This is a genomic window from Paenibacillus sp. YN15 (assembly GCF_003285005.1).
Lineage (GTDB): Bacteria > Bacillota > Bacilli > Paenibacillales > NBRC-103111 > Paenibacillus_AR.
Genome location: NZ_QMFA01000015.1, coordinates 96,733 through 113,387, shown reverse-complemented (window position 1 = coordinate 113,387; position 16,655 = coordinate 96,733). Strand labels below are relative to the sequence as shown.

At 55.8% G+C, this 16,655-nt stretch carries 13 protein-coding genes; 2 read left to right on the top strand and 11 right to left on the bottom strand.

Annotated features, from left to right (window positions below; all coding sequences use genetic code 11):
- Positions 1–82 precede the first annotated feature (82 nt).
- Both DQG13_RS14200 and DQG13_RS14195 read left to right on the top strand, forming a co-directional pair.
- Complete coding sequence (locus DQG13_RS14200) at positions 83–925, top strand: SPFH domain-containing protein (protein WP_113020428.1); 843 nt, start codon at positions 83–85, stop codon at positions 923–925.
- Positions 926–943: 18 nt separating this feature from the next.
- Positions 944–1,129, top strand: coding sequence for a type II toxin-antitoxin system antitoxin (locus DQG13_RS14195; RefSeq protein WP_113020427.1), 186 nt, complete (start codon positions 944–946; stop codon positions 1,127–1,129).
- Positions 1,130–1,282: 153 nt separating this feature from the next.
- Here DQG13_RS14195 and DQG13_RS14190 read toward each other — a convergent pair whose 3' ends face one another.
- From DQG13_RS14190 to DQG13_RS14140, 11 genes are all read right to left on the bottom strand, one after another.
- The gene (locus DQG13_RS14190; RefSeq protein WP_181592750.1) at positions 1,283–2,722 is read right to left on the bottom strand and encodes a stalk domain-containing protein; all 1,440 of its coding nucleotides are present in this window, start codon (positions 2,720–2,722) and stop codon (positions 1,283–1,285) included.
- Positions 2,723–2,807: 85 nt separating this feature from the next.
- On the bottom strand, positions 2,808–4,466 hold the full coding sequence (locus DQG13_RS14185) for a putative polysaccharide biosynthesis protein (RefSeq protein ID WP_113020425.1): 1,659 nt from the start codon (positions 4,464–4,466) through the stop codon (positions 2,808–2,810).
- A gap of 18 nt (positions 4,467–4,484) precedes the next feature.
- Complete coding sequence (locus tag DQG13_RS14180; protein WP_113020468.1) at positions 4,485–4,967, bottom strand: DUF456 domain-containing protein; 483 nt, start codon at positions 4,965–4,967, stop codon at positions 4,485–4,487.
- 11 nt (positions 4,968–4,978) lie between these two features.
- On the bottom strand, positions 4,979–5,743 hold the full coding sequence (locus tag DQG13_RS14175) for a Cof-type HAD-IIB family hydrolase (protein WP_113020424.1): 765 nt from the start codon (positions 5,741–5,743) through the stop codon (positions 4,979–4,981).
- A gap of 42 nt (positions 5,744–5,785) precedes the next feature.
- Positions 5,786–7,660, bottom strand: a complete 1,875-nt coding sequence (gene asnB, locus DQG13_RS14170; protein ID WP_113020423.1) for an asparagine synthase (glutamine-hydrolyzing) — start codon at positions 7,658–7,660, stop codon at positions 5,786–5,788.
- A 1,031-nt stretch (positions 7,661–8,691) separates the two neighbouring features.
- On the bottom strand, positions 8,692–9,618 hold the full coding sequence (locus tag DQG13_RS14165) for a transposase (RefSeq protein WP_113020422.1): 927 nt from the start codon (positions 9,616–9,618) through the stop codon (positions 8,692–8,694).
- Positions 9,619–9,896: 278 nt separating this feature from the next.
- The gene (locus tag DQG13_RS14160; protein WP_113020421.1) at positions 9,897–11,975 is read right to left on the bottom strand and encodes a peptidoglycan D,D-transpeptidase FtsI family protein; all 2,079 of its coding nucleotides are present in this window, start codon (positions 11,973–11,975) and stop codon (positions 9,897–9,899) included.
- 121 nt (positions 11,976–12,096) lie between these two features.
- A complete protein-coding gene (locus DQG13_RS14155) occupies positions 12,097–14,157 on the bottom strand; it encodes a peptidoglycan D,D-transpeptidase FtsI family protein (protein ID WP_113020420.1) in 2,061 nt (686 codons plus the stop codon).
- A gap of 11 nt (positions 14,158–14,168) precedes the next feature.
- Positions 14,169–14,876 (bottom strand): HAD-IA family hydrolase, encoded by a 708-nt coding sequence (locus tag DQG13_RS14150; RefSeq protein WP_113020419.1) that lies wholly within the window; start codon positions 14,874–14,876, stop codon positions 14,169–14,171.
- Between the two features lie 52 nt (positions 14,877–14,928).
- Complete coding sequence (locus DQG13_RS14145) at positions 14,929–16,062, bottom strand: transglutaminase domain-containing protein (protein WP_113020418.1); 1,134 nt, start codon at positions 16,060–16,062, stop codon at positions 14,929–14,931.
- Positions 16,063–16,126: 64 nt separating this feature from the next.
- Positions 16,127–16,567 carry a hypothetical protein gene (locus DQG13_RS14140; protein WP_113020417.1) on the bottom strand — a complete coding sequence of 147 codons (441 nt, stop codon included), beginning with the start codon at positions 16,565–16,567 and terminating at the stop codon, positions 16,127–16,129.
- Between the last annotated feature and the right edge of the window lie 88 nt (positions 16,568–16,655).

Sequence of the window (16,655 nt, the reverse complement as noted above, 5' to 3'; positions counted from 1 at the left end):
TGATTTACAGTATATAGAAAAAGTGATATCATATAAATATCAAAATGATTTAACTTAACAACCATAACGGGAGGAATGTTCAATGACAGAAAGAGCGGCTTGGAAGGGGAACGGGTTTGTTGGTTTGTTGCTTTTTTTCCTGTTGGTGGGAGGCGGGATCTTCGCTTTTGTGGCGGGCTGGATCATTTTGGGTGTTATCCTGGAAGTGGCCGCCTTTGTGCTCCTAACCATGTTCACGGTAGTTCAGCCTAACCAGGCGGAGGTTGTAACGCTGTTCGGCGCTTATAAGGGAACCATCCGCACCAGCGGCATTTGGATTACCATTCCTTTCTCCGCCCGAAAGAAGGTGTCCCTGCGGGTCCGCAACTTCAACAGCGCCCGGCTGAAGGTCAATGATGTGGAAGGCAACCCCATCGAGATTGCCGCTGTTGTGGTTTTCCGCGTGGTGGACAGTGCCAAAGCGCTGTTTGACGTGGATAACTACGAGCAATTTGTGGAAATTCAAAGCGAAACCGCCCTGCGTCATGTAGCCAGCAAATACCCCTACGACAACTTCGAGCTTTCCGGCTACTCCCTGCGGGGCAATGCCGACGAGGTTGCAGGCGAATTGCTGCGCGAGCTGCAGGAGCGCCTGAAGGCGGCCGGCGTGGAGGTCATTGAGGCCCGCCTCACCCACCTGGCCTACTCCACGGAAATCGCCAGCGCCATGCTGCAGCGCCAGCAGGCGGCCGCTATCATCTCCGCCCGGCAGATGATCGTGGAGGGCGCGGTAGGCATGGTTCAGATGGCCATCAAGCAGCTTCAGGAGCAAGGCGTCATTGAACTGGATGACGAACGCAAGGCGGCGATGATCAATAACCTGATGGTGGCGATTGTCTCGGACAGAGCTGCGGCTCCCGTGATCAATACCGGCACGGTTTATTAAGCGGACAACGGCCCTGCCATGGCACCGAAAAAAAGCTTCCCCCTGCGTATTGATCCGAAGCTGTATGAAGCGCTGGAGCGTTGGGCCGCCGACGAGTTCCGGAGCGTAAACGGACACCTGGAGTATGTGCTGCGTGAAGCGCTGCGCAAGGCCGGGCGTCTCCCCGGCCAGCCTCCTGCTCCGGAGGAAAGCGGCGACAACTGAGCCGCCGAAGAAGTGCCGCGCAGCACACAATCATCCCGCGAATGAAAATGAGCCGTATGCAGCATTTTCGTAACAAAAAGCCGGCGCATCCGTCCTTTTTAGAAAGGGCAGGTGCGCCGGCTTTAACGCATAGATGGGGCTTCTTCTCCAAAGTTAGTTGCGGACGATGGTCACCACGTAGGTGTCCTGATTCCAGAGCACTTCCGCCCCGAAGGTTTCGGCGATGATCCGCACAGGGACATAGGTAGTGTCTCCGCCCAGCACGGCGCTGGCATCCAGAGTTTGCTCCACGCCATCCACCAGCACAGTGGTGCTGCCGATTTTGAACACGATTTTTTTGCCGGACCAGATGTCGGTCACCGTCACTTCATACGTGTCGGGATTCCATTCCACCTGGGCATCCAGCTGCTCGGTCACGAGACGCGCCGGCACCATGGTGAAGTCCCCTTGAAGATATGGACGCACTTCAGTTTGGGGCACCTCCGATCCGACGGGAGGAAGCTGGATGTGCTTGCGGTTCACCTTCAGCTCCTCCATGAGGAACTTGTAGGCGGTGGAGCTTTTGTCCAGCGCAAGCAGATACTTGGCCAAGCCGCCGTCTTCGGACAGCTTGATGGCCCCTTCTGCGGACAGCTTGTCAGCCGTTACGGCACCATTGATGTTCCATCTGTCGAAGGAGCCGGTGATGGTCACGCCGCTTACCCCGTTATCCAATTGGGGCAGGCCCTGCAGCCCCAGCTCAAACCCGATACGGCGGATTTGGGAAGCGCCATCCACATACAAATCCAGCTTCAGGACATTGTTGTTGTTCAGATAATCCTCCGCCGGAAAAATAACACCCAGAGCGGAAGCATCCTCAGCGAGACTTCTCAGAGATTCCTTGACCATAGCGAACGTAAAGGCATTGCTGGCATCATAACCCAGGTCTCCGATGATGGAGCGGATCAAGGCATCGCCGTTTTCCTGATCGGCCAGAATATTCGCCAAGGTCTTCTGGATGATCCCCGTCAGCTCGCCGCCCTTGAGCTCCGCGTGGATTTTCTTCAGGCTGAGCGCCTCGCCGTTTATGGTGGCGTTGGCGTCGGACACCGTCAGCGAATCAAGCGTTGGCGCGTAGCTCAATATAGAGCCGAGATGGTTCTGCAGCTTTTCCACATTGAGAGAGGACAAGTCCAGGCCAAAGCCGGGAGCGGCTGCGCTCTCCTTTTGCGCGTGGGCATTCTCAAGCACCAGCGGCTTGGACGCGCCTTCGGCCTGAATCACCCATTCCTTGTTGATTTGGACAGCTTCAAAGGGAATGTTGCCGGAGCTTGTTTTGAATACACCTGTTACGGAGCTGTTGTTCTTGTCCTGCTGCTTCATCTGGGTGAATTCCACCACAGCATTGTTCAGCTTCGCCGCATCGGGATACCCCTTTGCCGCTTCGCCTGCCGTCACCTGGAACGAAAGGGAGCCGGAACCCTCATAAGACGCTACCGCAAAGGCATTCTGCAATACCTTGTCCGGTTCCACACCGCCTGCCGCCACGCAGCCGGCCATAAGAGAGGAAATAAGGGCAATAGAACAGCCCAGGGCCGCAAATCGACGCTTCAACTTAAATCGCTCCTTTACGAATGATTTCATCACTTCTCCTTTATCTTACCACGGGTAAAGCGGGCATTAAAGCGAACCGAAAACCCTACGCCCGTTTCCCGGCGAGACGGCCCAGCTTCCCCAGTAGCTTGCGGACAGCCGGAGGCAGATCATCCGCATTCTCGCGGGTATAGACCCGGCTTACCATCAGCAGCAGCGGATACAGCAGGACAGCCACACCCCCGGTAACCGCGGCGCTGAGAAGCGCGTCCAGCTTGTCCGGGAACCAGGTGATGGTCCGGTGGGTCAGCCATTCCAGAGGCAGACACACGGCTACGATAATGCAGGTGGTGGCGATAATGCCCAGCCATTTGCGCAACGGATAAATGGCATATTTCACTTTCCGGCGCAAAATCCACAGATTCAGCACCATCATCACAATAAAGCAGAGGGCAGTAGCGGACATGATCCCGTAAATCCCGAACCAGGGCGCCAAGAGATAGCTGCCCGCCAGCTTACAGGCAAGGCCGATGAACACACTGACCACCAGCGGCCGCATGTGGCCCATTCCCATGAGAATGGAACCGGAGGTCTGCATGACAATCTGGAACAAGGCCGTAACTGTTAGGAACGCGATGATGCCGTTGCCGTTTTCGTTGAGCAGATATTTGAACTGGTCCATGGGGAACAGCATGGTATTGATGGGGCGGGCGGCAATGGCAATGGCCAGCACCACCGGCAGTCCGGTAATGACCGACAGCTGCAGAGCCTTGGCCGCTTGCTGGCGGACCTGCTCCATATCCTTGCGGGCATATGCCGAGGATACAATGGGCACTATGGACTGGCTCAGCGCTATAGCCAGAATAATCGGGATGCCCGCCAGGGACTGGGCCCGTCCCGTCAGAATCCCCAGCAGCTCCTTGGCGGAGCCGTTGCCCAACTGCCCTTCCAGCAGGGAAATCACCGTAGACGAGTCAATAAAGTAAATCAGCGGCACAGTCATGGAAAACAGAACGATAGGTACAGATACGCGGAAAATATTGGCGTAGATCCGCTTATAGCTGACGGCTTCCGCCGCGGTACGGCCTTCTTTGGCAGCCTCAATAATACCCTCCCGGGCATCCGCCTTGCGGAGTCTCAGCATGTACCAGATCAGGACGGCGACAGCGCCTACGCTGCCCATCACACCGCCGAAGGAAGCGCCGGCAACAGCCCATACATGGCCCCAGCCAATCTCCAGAAGCAGGAACGCCAAGCCAACGCCGGTGATAAGCCGGGCAATCTGCTCCACAATTTGCGACATGCCGTTGGGCATCATCATCTGGCGGCCTTGAAAATACCCCCGCATCATGGCGATCAGCGGGAACAGGAGCAGCGCAGGCGCCAATGCCCGGATGGACATAACCGCATCCGGGTCCTTGGAGACATGCTCCGCATACCAGGGAGCCAGAACAATCAGAAGGGCGGTCATGACCACACCCGCCACCAGCGCAAACCGTACGGCCGCCTGATAAATGCGGTCGGCCTCGGCGTATTGGCCCAGCTCCATTTTTTCGGAGACGAGCTTGCTTAATGCACTGGGGATGCCCGCTGTGGCAATGGTCAACAAGGGCGTATAAATATTAAAGGCAATCCCGAAGGTTGCCATTCCGGTATCTCCAATGAGATAAACCAGGGGAATCCGCTGGACAACCCCAAGAACCCTGGCCACCAGAGCAGCCAGAGCAAGAATCAGGGTGCCTTTTACAAGTGAATCCTTCGACATGTTGGTTTCCACACTTTCTTACCAAATTACCGCAATGATAAAGACAATGATCATCACAAGCTGCAGTACAATCTTGGCCGCGGTGCTGGAGAAGAACCCGACAAGCGCGCCAATGCCGGCCTTAAACGCCGCATTCCAATCCTTGACGACGATAAATTCCCCGATAGCGGCGCCGAGAAAAGGCCCCAGCAAAAGACCAAAGGCAGGGATAACGAAGGGGCCAAGGATAATGCCGATGGTGCTGCCGATGACAGATGCACGGGTGCCTCCGAATTTTTTCACTCCCCAGGCGCTTATGGCATAATCCGCCACAAATACCACTATCACAATGGTGGTCTGGATCAGCCAGAACCAGAAGCCGAAATCGCTGAACCGGATCATAAAGCCGTATACGAAAAACGCGGCATATATCGCCAGCACTCCCGGAAGCACAGGGAATATGGCGCCCGCCAGACCCACTGCAAAAAGCGCCACAATCAGAATCCACGCAATGACTGTCATGGTCATAAGCATCACTCCAGATGGAAGATGTATTTGCGGATAATTTCTGCCACGCCGTCTTCTTCATTGGTGGCGGTCACAACGTCCGCCTGGGCCTTGATCTCCTCCTGGGCGTTGCCCATGGCAACCCCAAGCCCCGCTTCCCGGATCATGGACAGATCATTGTAGCTGTCTCCCATGGCGATAACCTGGGACATATCCAGGCCTAACAGACTGCACGCCTGGCGCACCCCGCTTCCCTTGTCTGCCCCAAGGGGATTCAGCTCAATGTTGCAGGGATGGGAGTTGGTAATGGAAAGATCGCCGCGCTCTTCCAGACTGGTTCGGATGGCGGTCAGCTTCCTTCCGTTCTCCGTATAAAAGCCGAACTTGAGCCACGTCATGTCTTCTTCGGTCTCCGCTTTGGCAGGCCAATTATCCCGGTTCAGAACCCCTTCCACCGTGTAGGCCCAATACCATACGTCGTAGTCCAGCGCCATCTGCCGGAAGGCTCTTACCCAATCCAGCGGCATTTCCGTACGCTTAAACAGCGTATCGGGGGATTCCCAGATTTCACTGCCGTTCACCAGCACCAACGGGCTGTTCAGCGCCAGCTCCTCCACATAATTCATGGTGCTCTGGCGTCCCCGTCCGGTGGAAAGCATCACCGTTACCCCGGCCTTCCGGGCTTCCCCAATCCATTTCCGGTTTTCCTGGGAAATCTCCTTGGCTTCGTTCAGCAGCGTTCCGTCCATATCCAGTGCAATCAACCGGTATGAGCCGAGATTTGTTCCCATACTGCCTCCTTTCTCCATGCCTGTCTGCCCTTGCCCTTACCGCTACACAGCGGCAAAAGAAGCCTTGGGCTGCTCCTGAATATAAGTGGCGTGCCACAGAGCAAACATATAAATGACCCACAGCCGTCTGGCTGAATCCTGGGCGCCGTCCCGGTGGAGCTTGAACAGCTTCTCCACTTCCCCCATATGCACCAGCGTATCGATGCCGCTGGCCTTGATCTCCTCCAGCATCCGGCCTGCGTTGGGGCCCTTCAGCCAGTCGCGCAGAGGCACCGGAAACCCGAGCTTGGGACGGTTCAGGATAAAGTCGGGAATAATTCCCTCCATCGCTTTACGGAACACATACTTGGTGGTGCCGCCGGCAATGCGGTGGCTCACATGAATGCGCCGGGCCAGCTCGAAGAGCTCCTTGTCCAGGAACGGAACCCGCAGCTCCAGGGAGTGGGCCATGGTCATTTTATCCGCCTTCATGAGAATATCCCCAGGCATCCACAGGTTCAAATCAATGTATTGCATCCGGCTAACCGGGTCCAGATGGGCCGTCTTCTTATAATAATCACCGGCAATCTGCACCGGATTCCGGTAGCTGCGCAGAAGCTCGTTGTTCATGCGCACGATTTCGCCTTTCATATCCTCGGAGTAGATTTTGGCATTCCCCAAAAACCGCTCCTCCAGAGGTGTGGTACCCCGCAGCAGATAGTTGCGGCCTTTCATTCCGGCCGGCAGCATGGCGAACAAACGGTGCAGGGAACGCTTCATGCCAAGAGGCATCCATTCCATGGCCCGCAGCGCTTGCGGCTCCCGGTAAATCCGGTAGCCCCCAAACAGCTCGTCCGCCCCTTCCCCGGACAGCACAACGGTCACATGCTCGCTGGCCAGCTCGGCCACATGATACAGGGCGATAGCCGAAGGGTCGGCTACCGGCTCATCCTGATGCCACACTGCCGAAGGAATGGCATCGAAGAATTCCTTCTCCGTAATCACCTTGGAATAATGCTCCGTCCCCAAAGCCGCTGCCGTCTCCCGGGCGATCACCGTTTCGTTGTTGCTCCCTTCGAAGCCCACGGAGAAGGTACGGATCGGCTCGATGGCGCGCATATGGGCGGCGATGGCGGTGGAATCAATGCCGCTGGACAGGAAGCAGCCCCGCTCCACGTCGCTGACCATATGGTGAACCACAGAGTCCTTCAACCGCTCCCGAAGCTCCTCAATGTCCTCCGCAAGCGTTCGCTTGACCGGTTCAAACATCGGGTCCCAATATTTGTTCAGACGGTAGGTGCCGTCCGGTTTTACGGTAATCGTCGTGGCCGGAGGCAGCTTGGAGATGCCCTCGAACATGGTGTCCGGGTCCGGCACATACTGGAAGGTCAGGTAATTCAGGAAGCTCTCCGGACGGATGCTTCTGCGGACCTCGCCGGTGGCCAGAATGCTCTTGATCTCGGAGCCATACAGAAACTTCCCGCCGGAAATATGATAATACAAGGGCTTAATGCCGAAATGGTCGCGGGCAATAAACAGCTGCTTCCGGTTCCTGTCCCAAATGGCAAAGGTGAACATGCCCCGGAGCAGCTTCACGCACTCCTCGCCATGCTCTTCATAAAGATGCACAATAATTTCCGTGTCCGTATTGGTCCGGAAAATATGCCCCCGGGCCACCAGTTGGGCACGCAAAACTTTATAATTATAAATTTCACCGTTAAAGGTGATCCATACAGAGTCGTCTTCATTGGCCAACGGCTGATGGCCTTCCTTCAAATCGATAATGGACAGGCGCCTGAAGGCCAGTCCAATCCCCGGGTCGGTCCAGAATCCCACATCATCCGGCCCACGGTGCACTATACAATCGCTCATCCGGCGCAGCACGCTCATATCGGGAACACTACCATCGAACAGCATCATACCGGCAATACCGCACATGTACGCTTCCACTCCAAACTTTTCTACCGTCTCTTTTGCAGGACCGGTATCCATATTGATACATAAGTATACCACAGTTGAAGGCATACACCAAAGGTCCGGGGCGCCGCTTCCGGGCTTATACGGGGGATAATGGGGCGGGAGCGCGGCGTACCTCCCTCCGCCCCCTGTTTTTATACTATCCCGTCTCCTCAGGTACGGATAAAAACATGCTGTCTAAGAATTTGCCGTTGGCTGAGAAATGGCCTCATCCTTTCCGGCATGGCCTCCAAAGAGCAGGGAGGGGGGACCATTATGTATCGCTTTTGCAGGCCGCCCATATAAATACACACTATCCCCTTACCTCAGGAAATGAAACACAATGATGCGCTTACGCCCCCGCTCCGGCCCTAGGTCCACTGGCCTCGGTTCCACATCTCCTTCAGATCCACATTAACTTCAGCCCGCATTGGCCCCTAAACCCGCAATTAGTCTCGGCCCCGCAACGAACTTAGTCTCGCAAATAGCTTCAGCTCCATAATGAACCTTACTCCCGCAGTTAGCCTCGGTTCCATAATGAACCGTAGTCCCACAAGTAGTCTCGGCTCCATAATGAACCGTAGTCCCACAAGTAGTCTCGGCTCCATAATGAACCGTAGTCACACCAGCGCAGTCCCACATTAACCACTGGAATCAGGTATTCCTCCCGTATAAACACAAATAGCCTCATACCGGAGAGGGGCCATAGGCAGCCATCATCCCAAGCTTGAGGAAAGCAAAGTCCGCCTGATGAGGGGCTCACCAGTAAAAGCGGCAAACACCATCACACACGACCCTGTTATGCGGTGAAACAGCCGGTACAAATCCTGTTACGCAGCAGGATGGTCGACATGAATCCTGTTCGCGCAGAAACGGCTGGCACAAAGCCTGTATGCAGCAGAATGGCCGACATGAAGGCTGTTCGCAGCAGAAACGGCTAGCACAAAGCCTGTATGCAGCAGAACGGCCGACATGAATCCTGTTGCGGCAGAACGGGGCTGGCACAAAGCCTGTTACGCGGCGGAATGGCCGGCACAAATCCGGCTGATGGCCGGGAACAAGGGGGTGCCTGACAGTACCAGATTGGCACGGCAGCAAAATTCCAGAAGGTAGTTCTCCAGATACTTTCTTCCGATGCCATGGAAGGTGGAGTTCAGCCAATAACGCGCCTTCTTGAACAGGGGCATGGCTTTTTTGTTGCGCGGCGAAGTATAACCCCTGAACTGGCGTTCATCCAGCTCCGTATCCTGACTTAAGCGTGTTTCCTTAAAGTGCTTCAACCCCACAGGCAGGATATACCCCTCGGAGAGATGCTCCCGCTTTACCATCTGGAAAGTGACCCGTTCCGGTTCGCCGTTTTCCGCTACAGTCGCGCCAACCAATATCTTGGTTTCTCTGGCATGGGGAATCACTGAATTATGAAACACAGGACAGGCGTATGCAGCCGGATGGACCGCCACAGGCCCCTCAAGCGGAACGTCCAATTCATTCCGGGCCATAGCGGTTCGTATGCCGGTAAGCATACTCCAGGCGGTTTTATATGTGACTTCAAGTATTCGCGATAAAGCCACGGCGCTGATTCCCTGGTCTGTTTGGGACATGAGGCGAATGGCCGTAAACCACTTGACCAAAGGCGTCCGGGTGCCCTCCATCACCGTATCCGTGGTCAGGGAGGTTTGTCGGCGGCAGTTGGCGCATTCATATAGAGGCATGCGGCGGGTGGCAATGGTGTAAGCGCGGCTATGGCCGCAGACAGGACATACAAATCCGTTGGGCCACTTCATTGCGAACAAATAAGAGATACACTTCTCTTCGGTGTCCAACATATGCCCCTCTGCCGATTCGGCTTGTCTGGATGGCGGATTTGCCGGAAGCGAGTCCGTTTGGGCCGGTACGCCCTCGAACATCCTCAACCCTTTTGCCACATGGAAATCAGTCATGCCTCCACCCCTCCATTAGTCCAAACACCTCATTGAAATCGGGCTTATACAGGAACGTTTGTTCTTATTATACAGAACATTAGTTCTCGTTTCAAGTATTTTTTTCCTGTCGCCCATGTTCTCTGATCCTCTGATCATCTGCTCATACCTGAGCATATGGGATAGTGTCAGGATGCAGCGGGAGAGGCATATATCCACCCCAGGCGCCCCCTCCGCATGTAAATTTTTGTAAAACACAAAAAAGACCGGAGCATTCTCCGGCCTCATGATCCGCCAATCTATTGCTGGGGCAATCCCTTGGGGAGGCCGTCCAGCCCTATTTTTGCATCATAAGCATCAAATATCTTGCGGGCAATGGGCGCTGCGCCCCAGGAGCCGAAGCCCCCCTCCGGCACTACCACTGCCACGGCCAGCTTGGGCTTCTCCGCAGGAGCATAGGCGATCAGCACGGCGTTATCCACATTGCTGCCGGCAATGGATTGCTCCGAAGTGCCCGTTTTCCGGACAAAGGTGTAATTGACGCCGTCAAACCCCTGCACATTGGATTGCATGCCTTCCTTCAGCACATTCCAGTACGCTTCGGGGAACTTCACCTCGTCCAGCAGCTCCGGCTGGAAGGCTTTCACCACTTCCTGGTCGTAGGTGGTAATCTTTTCGACAAATTGGGGCTTGTAGCGCTTGCCGTGATTAGCCAGCATAGTCGCATACTGCGCAAGCTGAAGGGTCGTATATTTCCCCTGCTGCCCAAAAGAAGAGTAAATCAGCGTCGGCTGTGGACCGTCCCGCTTGGCGGCGGCAATGTAATCCGCCAGCCCTTCGCTTTCGCCGGGGAAGCCGCTGCCTGTCAGCACGCCCAGGCCGAATTTTTTCATATAGCTGTCCCACACATCCAGGGCGTTGCCGCTTTGCGGGTAAGCGGGATAATTTTTGCTGAAGTACAGCCGGTTTCCGATCATTTCCGCCATATAAGTATTGGATGATTTCTGGATGGCAGTGGCCGCAGTCAGAATGCCGAAGTAGCTTCTGTCCGAGTTGCTGACGCTGGATTTCCGGTCTTTGCCGAAATAAAAGGTAACGGGGTCTGTGTATTTCTCATTGGCTGTGATGATTCCCTCATTCAGGCCAACCAGCACACTCAGGGGCTTCATGGTAGAGCCCAGGTATACCAGGGAGCTGGGATGCTTCCGGAACTCCTCCGGATTGGAGAATTCGCCGAAGCGCTCCCTTACGGCCCCATTGGTGTAACGGTAATTGATGGCCGCCATATTCTCCGGAGAAATGCGCCCGCTCTCCCACAATGCCGGGTCATAGTCCGGGTAACTGGCCATGGCGATAATCTTGCCTGTATCCACCTCCATCGCTACGGCATAACCCGCCACCGCCTTGGCGCCTCTGGCAGGATAAGATCCGGCAGGCGCTTTTTTCATGGCGTCCAGCTGATCCGCAATGGCCTGCTCTGTAATGAGCTGCACATCCTTGTCAATGGTCAGATGGAGGTTATTGCCCTTCACCGGCGCAGTCAGCTCCACCTGCTCCATAATCTGGGCTTTGGAGTTAATGCGGTAGGTTTTTTTGCCGGCCTGGCCGCGCAGCACATCTTGGTACATGAACTCCAACCCGTCGAAGCCCACCAGCTCGTCATTCTGGTAAATATCCTTCATCCCGTCCGCCTTGTAGTAGTCCAGAAACGACTTGGGGAGGGAAGGATTGATGGCGGTGGAAAACTGGCGCAAGTATCCGATGGTTTGCACGGCGATGGTATTGCCGTCGTACTTGCGGGTGCTTTCCTCGGTGATTTCCACACCCTCAAACTCATCCCGGTGCTCGGAAAAATAGGCGATTTCCTTTTGCGTCAGATCCGTCTTAATGCGCCGCGGGCTAAAGGAATAGCCCATGCTCTTGTCGGCGGGGCTGCCGTCCAGCTTGAAGCCTGTATCCATCCGGAGCAGCACTTCTTCCGCGCTGGGCTGCGCCGCTTTTTTGCTATCCTCGGCCAGCATCAGGAAAGCATCGGCCAGCCGCTTGGCCAAATCAATGGTTTCTTCCGGCTTCTTATCCAGCCGGAGCTGGTAAAACAACGACTGGGAAGACATGGAGTATGCGAGGGGATATCCGTCTGCATCATAGATATTTCCCCGGATGGGAGCGATTGGGACATCCTTGTTCTGCCAGATTTTCTCCAGGGCGGAGAGCTCCTCCCCCTGCACAAACTGAAGTGTGGCCAGCTTTCCCAGCAAGGTGGAGAACAGCAGGAAAGTGGCGAAAAAGAACATGTTAATGCGTATAGAAAACTGGTTGCGCCTTTTGCGCTGCTCCAAATTGTCGTTTGTCTCCCCAGTGGTGAGCGGGGTTTTCATGCTTCGACCTCCCTCATAGTAGTGTCACCCTATATAGTGTAACAACTTCAAGGAAGGATTCCAACTGCTTCAAGGACCTACCTCCGGCTGGGAGACAGGTCCTTGAATAGGGCTTAAGGCTTTATTGGCCGTTTTTGGGCACGCCGTACAGACCGTAATGCTCGTCGTAAGCATCGAAAATTTGCCGGGCAATGGGGGCCGCGCCCCAGGAGCCAAAGCCTCCTTCGGGCACCACCACTGCCACCGCCAGCTTGGGCTTGTCCGCCGGAGCGTAAGCGATGAAAACGGCATTTTCCACAAATTGGCCGGCTACCTGCTGCTGGGAGGTTCCGGTCTTGCGCACTACCGAATAGCTTACCCCATCAAAGCCGGTGACGAATACCTGCTTCATTCCGTCCTCCAGCACCCTCCAGTAGGCTGCCGGAAACTCCTCCTGACTGAGCAGCTCCGGTTCTATACGGCGGACCAGTTGCCCGTCATAGGTGGTGATCCGGTCCACAAAGATGGGCCGGTATCTCTTGCCGTGATTGGCCAGCATGGACGCATACTGGGCCAACTGCAGAGTGGTGTAGCGGGCCTGTTGGCCGAAGGAGGCGTAAATCAGCACCGATTGGGCGGATTCCCGCTTGGCTGTTTCAAAGTAATAGGGGTCTCCCGCATACTCCCCCGGCAGTTGGCTGCCTGTAAGCTGGCCCAGACCGAATTTTTTCATGTAGGAATCCCAGACCTCGATGGCATTGCCCGCTTTGGGAAAGGACGGGTACTTGGAGCTCATGTACATGCGGTTGCCCACCATTTCCCCCATGAAGGTATTGGCCGAATACTGAATGGCCAGAGCTGGGGTCAGGATGCCGTAGTTGTGCTTGTCGGAGTTGCTGATGGAGCTTTTGTCCTTGCCGAAAACAAAGGTAGTGGGGTCTGCATACCGCTCATTGGGCCCGATAATGCCCTCGTTCATGCCCAAAAGCACTGTCAGCGGCTTGATGGTGGAGCCCAGGGGAACCAGCGAGCTGGGATGTTTGCCCCGCTCCTTGTTGTCCTGAATGTCGGCATAACGCTCCCGGATGGTGCCGTTGATATACTGGAACTGGATGCTGTTGTACTCCTCTTCGGGAATGCGCTCCTTGGACCAGAGGTTGGTATTGTAGTCGGGCATGCTGGCCATGGCCACCACCCGGCCCGTGTCCACCTCCATGGCGACGGCGTAGCCGGCCAGGGCGTTTTTGCCCAGGGCGGGATATTTCAGCTGCTCCGCTTCCCGGCTTTTCATATACTCCAGCTGCTTGATGATGGCATTCTCCGTGGCCAGCTGGACATCCTTTTTCAGTGTAAGGTACAGGTTATGCCCCTTGTCCGGCGGTGTAATGGTGACCTGCCCGATGATCTGGGAGCGAGAGTTGACGGGATAGGACTTGCTGCCGTTTTTGCCCCGCAGCTCATCCTGGTACAGGAATTCAAGACCGTCGAAGCCCACAAATTCCTCGTTCAGATACTCGCCGGGGTTGTCCTTATAGAAATTCAAGTAGGACTGGGTCTGGTTGCGGGCGGTGGAAAACGGGCGCAAATATCCGACCAGCTGTGCGGCGATGGTATTCTCATCGTATACCCGCGCACTTTCCTCCACAATGCTCACACCGGGCAGCTCATTCTGATGCTCTACCACATAAGCGATCTCCTGTTTGGTCAGCCCCGCCTTCAGCCGCCTGGGCTGGAAGGTGTAGCTGGGGTCCTTGGCAGGATTGCCGGCAATATCAAAGCCCACGTCCATCCGCTTGATAATCTCCGCCGCGTCCAGCGCACCGTATTGGGGATCGCCGTAGGTGGCGGCCAGTTCTGCGATTTTATGGGCGAGGGCGATTTTCTCCTCCTTGGTTTGTCTCGGCACAATTTGGTAAAACAGCGATTCGGCTGAGGTGGTATACGCAATGGGGTAACCGTCCAGATCGTAAATATTTCCCCGGATGGGGGAAATGGTGATTTTCTCCTTGGTCTGGCGGTCCTCCATGGCCGACAGCTCCTCCCCCTGCACAAACTGGAGGAAAGCCAGCTTCACAATCAACAGAGAGAACAGCAGGAAGGTGCTAAAAAAGAACATATTGATCCGGATGGAAAAGCGGGTCCGCCTGGACCGCTCCCGTTTTTCCTTGTTCTCTTCAGACTCATACGAGAAGAAGCGATTCATGGCTCTTAGCCTCACTTTAAAAGTTCCTGCAAACCGGTTATGCCTTCACCTGTCATATAATCGTAGCGTTTGATTTTAAGAGCGTCGATGCCAACCTGCCGCGGCGCCCAAAGGTCGTTCAGGTCATGGTCTCCCACATACAGCACGGCTGAGGGCGCAAGCCCCGCTTCGGCCAAAGCCAGCCGGAAAATGGCGGGATTGGGCTTTTCCAGCCCCACTTCGGTGGAAACAATCACCGGATCGAAATAATGGAGAATCCCCTTATCCCGGAGGATGTCCTTCAATGTCGGCGAGAAATTGGAGACAATGCCCAAGCGGAAGCCCCGCTCCCGGAGGGTATCCAGCGTTTCGACCACATCATCAAACAGCCGGTAATTGGCCGGACTGGTGAACATCTCATACAGCTCATGGCAGGAATGATGGATTTCCTCCTCTGTCCACTCCCCTCCGGCGCCCAGCTCATCCAGCATAAACCGGTATACCCCCGTCCAGAATTGGCGGTCGGATTCCGGCGAGCAGCATTCCTCGGGGTTCAGTTCCCGCTCGTAATAAAACTGACGGAAAGCCTGCTGGAATAGCCTGCCGATCTGCTCCTCCTCCCGAATGAGGGCCCGTTCCGCCAGATGTCTGTGGATCACCGCCTGGGCGGCCGGAATGAACATCAGGGTATCTCCCACATCGAAAAAAACGGCCTGATAACGGCCGGGTGACAACAGCATTGCACACTCTCCTTCATTTTCAATCCCCGAATGAAACCAAGCCAACCGCGGCTTATCCGTAGGCTTCCTTGATATGCGTCTTATAAAAATCGGCGGAATCAAACCAGTTGCCTCCGCTGGATACCCAGGTGGAATCCAGGGGTACCCAGGTTTGCTTTTCCGACAAATAAACCTCGTTCCAGGCATGGGAGCCGGTGCCGCCGCGGCCGTCGGAGCCCAGCCCGGTCACTACCTTCACGTCCAGGCCCACTGACCGGGCCATGGCCGCATACAGCCTGGAATAGTCGATGCAGACTCCTGCCCGGGTAAGAAAGGTATCCTCGGGAGTCTGCTCCTTCCAGATTCGCTTCTCCTCGTACAGCCGGACCTTGTCCCAGTCGTACTTGACCCGGGTGCCCACCCATTGGTACAAGGCTCTGGCCTTGTCCTCATCGGTCTCCTTGCCGGCGGTAATCTCCAATGCCGCACTGGCCACATCCTCGGGCACATGGGCGTCCAGCACCTCATACTTGCGCTTTAGGATCTGGTCGAATTCGGCCTGCACCGACTGTGTAAACACGGGCAGTCTGGAGAGCATATTGCCCGTTAAAGGGGCAATGATCCGCTCCGCCCCCTGGCGGTACAGCGGCGACTTGGCCGCCTGCCCGCTTACCGGCGAATCGGGGAACAGCACCGCCACCACCATCAGCGCGGCGATTACCAAAAGCCCGCGCACCGCACCTGTGGCAACGCCGATGGCTCCGCCCACAGCGGCGCTGGCCCACCGGGAGGCGGGCGAATCGCCGGAGCTGCGCACAGACTGGTCCAGCCGGACGTTCAGAAGCGGCAAGGCGATGCGGTTCAGCAGCCCTTTGATCCCGATATATACGATAGCAAACAGGATTGCCCCCCGCATCAGGGAAAAATCCCGCAGGCTGGTGACAAAGGTGTAATACAGCTGCTGCCATACATTCAGCTCACCGGAAGGGATGGCAATACCCAGGGAGACCAGCCAGTCACCGGCCCGGGGAGAGGCCCACTGGACCAGCCTCCAGGCCACAAGAATGGAGATGGCCGTACCGGCCCCCTCCAGCCCCAACGCCAGCAGCCGGCGGGATGAGCCCGCAGCGCCACGTTTGGCCCCTTGCAGCACAGACAGGCCCAGGACAGCAATCAGAATGACAGTAACCCAGTTCCAGCCGTCCATGGCTCTCCCTCCTCATTCGCAGTTCATGCAGGCATAAGGCCGCTTGGCCGCAGCTTATTGCCTGCTATTGGTTCCCGCGGGCAGCCTCCAGATAGGCATTCACCGCATCCACTGTCTTCATATTAAAGGACTGGCCTGCGATGGTCACCTTGACGGTATCCGATCCCGGCTTGCCGTCTACCTGGATAGTCTTGCTCTTCACCGTAAAGCTGCCATCGGCATTGGCGGTATAGGTGGCATCCTTGGCTTCATTGCGGATGGCCTTGGCCGCCTGCTCCTTCACCGCATCCGTCAAAGCGCCTCCCGCATTCTCCACCACCGCATCCTTGATATTGGTCAGTGTATCCTTGTAATTGGCCCCGTAAACGAAGATGCCCGCTACAATAAGCAGAATAATGGCCCATTTTATTGCGGTCTTCACCAGCTTGACCACCACAATCAGCACAACCAGCGCGATGACGACGATCATCCATTGCTCCTGCAAAAACCCCTGAAGCTGCTCCATTGTTTCCCTTCCCGCCCTTCCCTATGCATTTTTCCAACTTCATTGCACGCACGCTTATTTTACCATATCGGGCTGTCCTGTACAGGAC

Excerpts from the sequence above, each read along its gene's own strand:
- DQG13_RS14200 (WP_113020428.1), top strand. The coding sequence starts at position 83 with ATGACAGAAAGAGCGGCTTGGAAGGGGAACGGGTTTGTTGGTTTGTTG.
- DQG13_RS14195 (WP_113020427.1), top strand. The coding sequence starts at position 944 with ATGGCACCGAAAAAAAGCTTCCCCCTGCGTATTGATCCGAAGCTGTAT.
- DQG13_RS14185 (WP_113020425.1), bottom strand. The coding sequence starts at position 4,466 with ATGTCGAAGGATTCACTTGTAAAAGGCACCCTGATTCTTGCTCTGGCT.
- DQG13_RS14180 (WP_113020468.1), bottom strand. The coding sequence starts at position 4,967 with ATGACAGTCATTGCGTGGATTCTGATTGTGGCGCTTTTTGCAGTGGGT.
- DQG13_RS14175 (WP_113020424.1), bottom strand. The coding sequence starts at position 5,743 with ATGGGAACAAATCTCGGCTCATACCGGTTGATTGCACTGGATATGGAC.
- asnB (WP_113020423.1), bottom strand. The coding sequence starts at position 7,660 with ATGTGCGGTATTGCCGGTATGATGCTGTTCGATGGTAGTGTTCCCGAT.
- DQG13_RS14165 (WP_113020422.1), bottom strand. The coding sequence starts at position 9,618 with ATGACTGATTTCCATGTGGCAAAAGGGTTGAGGATGTTCGAGGGCGTA.
- DQG13_RS14160 (WP_113020421.1), bottom strand. The coding sequence starts at position 11,975 with ATGAAAACCCCGCTCACCACTGGGGAGACAAACGACAATTTGGAGCAG.
- DQG13_RS14155 (WP_113020420.1), bottom strand. The coding sequence starts at position 14,157 with ATGAATCGCTTCTTCTCGTATGAGTCTGAAGAGAACAAGGAAAAACGG.
- DQG13_RS14150 (WP_113020419.1), bottom strand. The coding sequence starts at position 14,876 with ATGCTGTTGTCACCCGGCCGTTATCAGGCCGTTTTTTTCGATGTGGGA.
- DQG13_RS14145 (WP_113020418.1), bottom strand. The coding sequence starts at position 16,062 with ATGGACGGCTGGAACTGGGTTACTGTCATTCTGATTGCTGTCCTGGGC.
- DQG13_RS14140 (WP_113020417.1), bottom strand. The coding sequence starts at position 16,567 with ATGGAGCAGCTTCAGGGGTTTTTGCAGGAGCAATGGATGATCGTCGTC.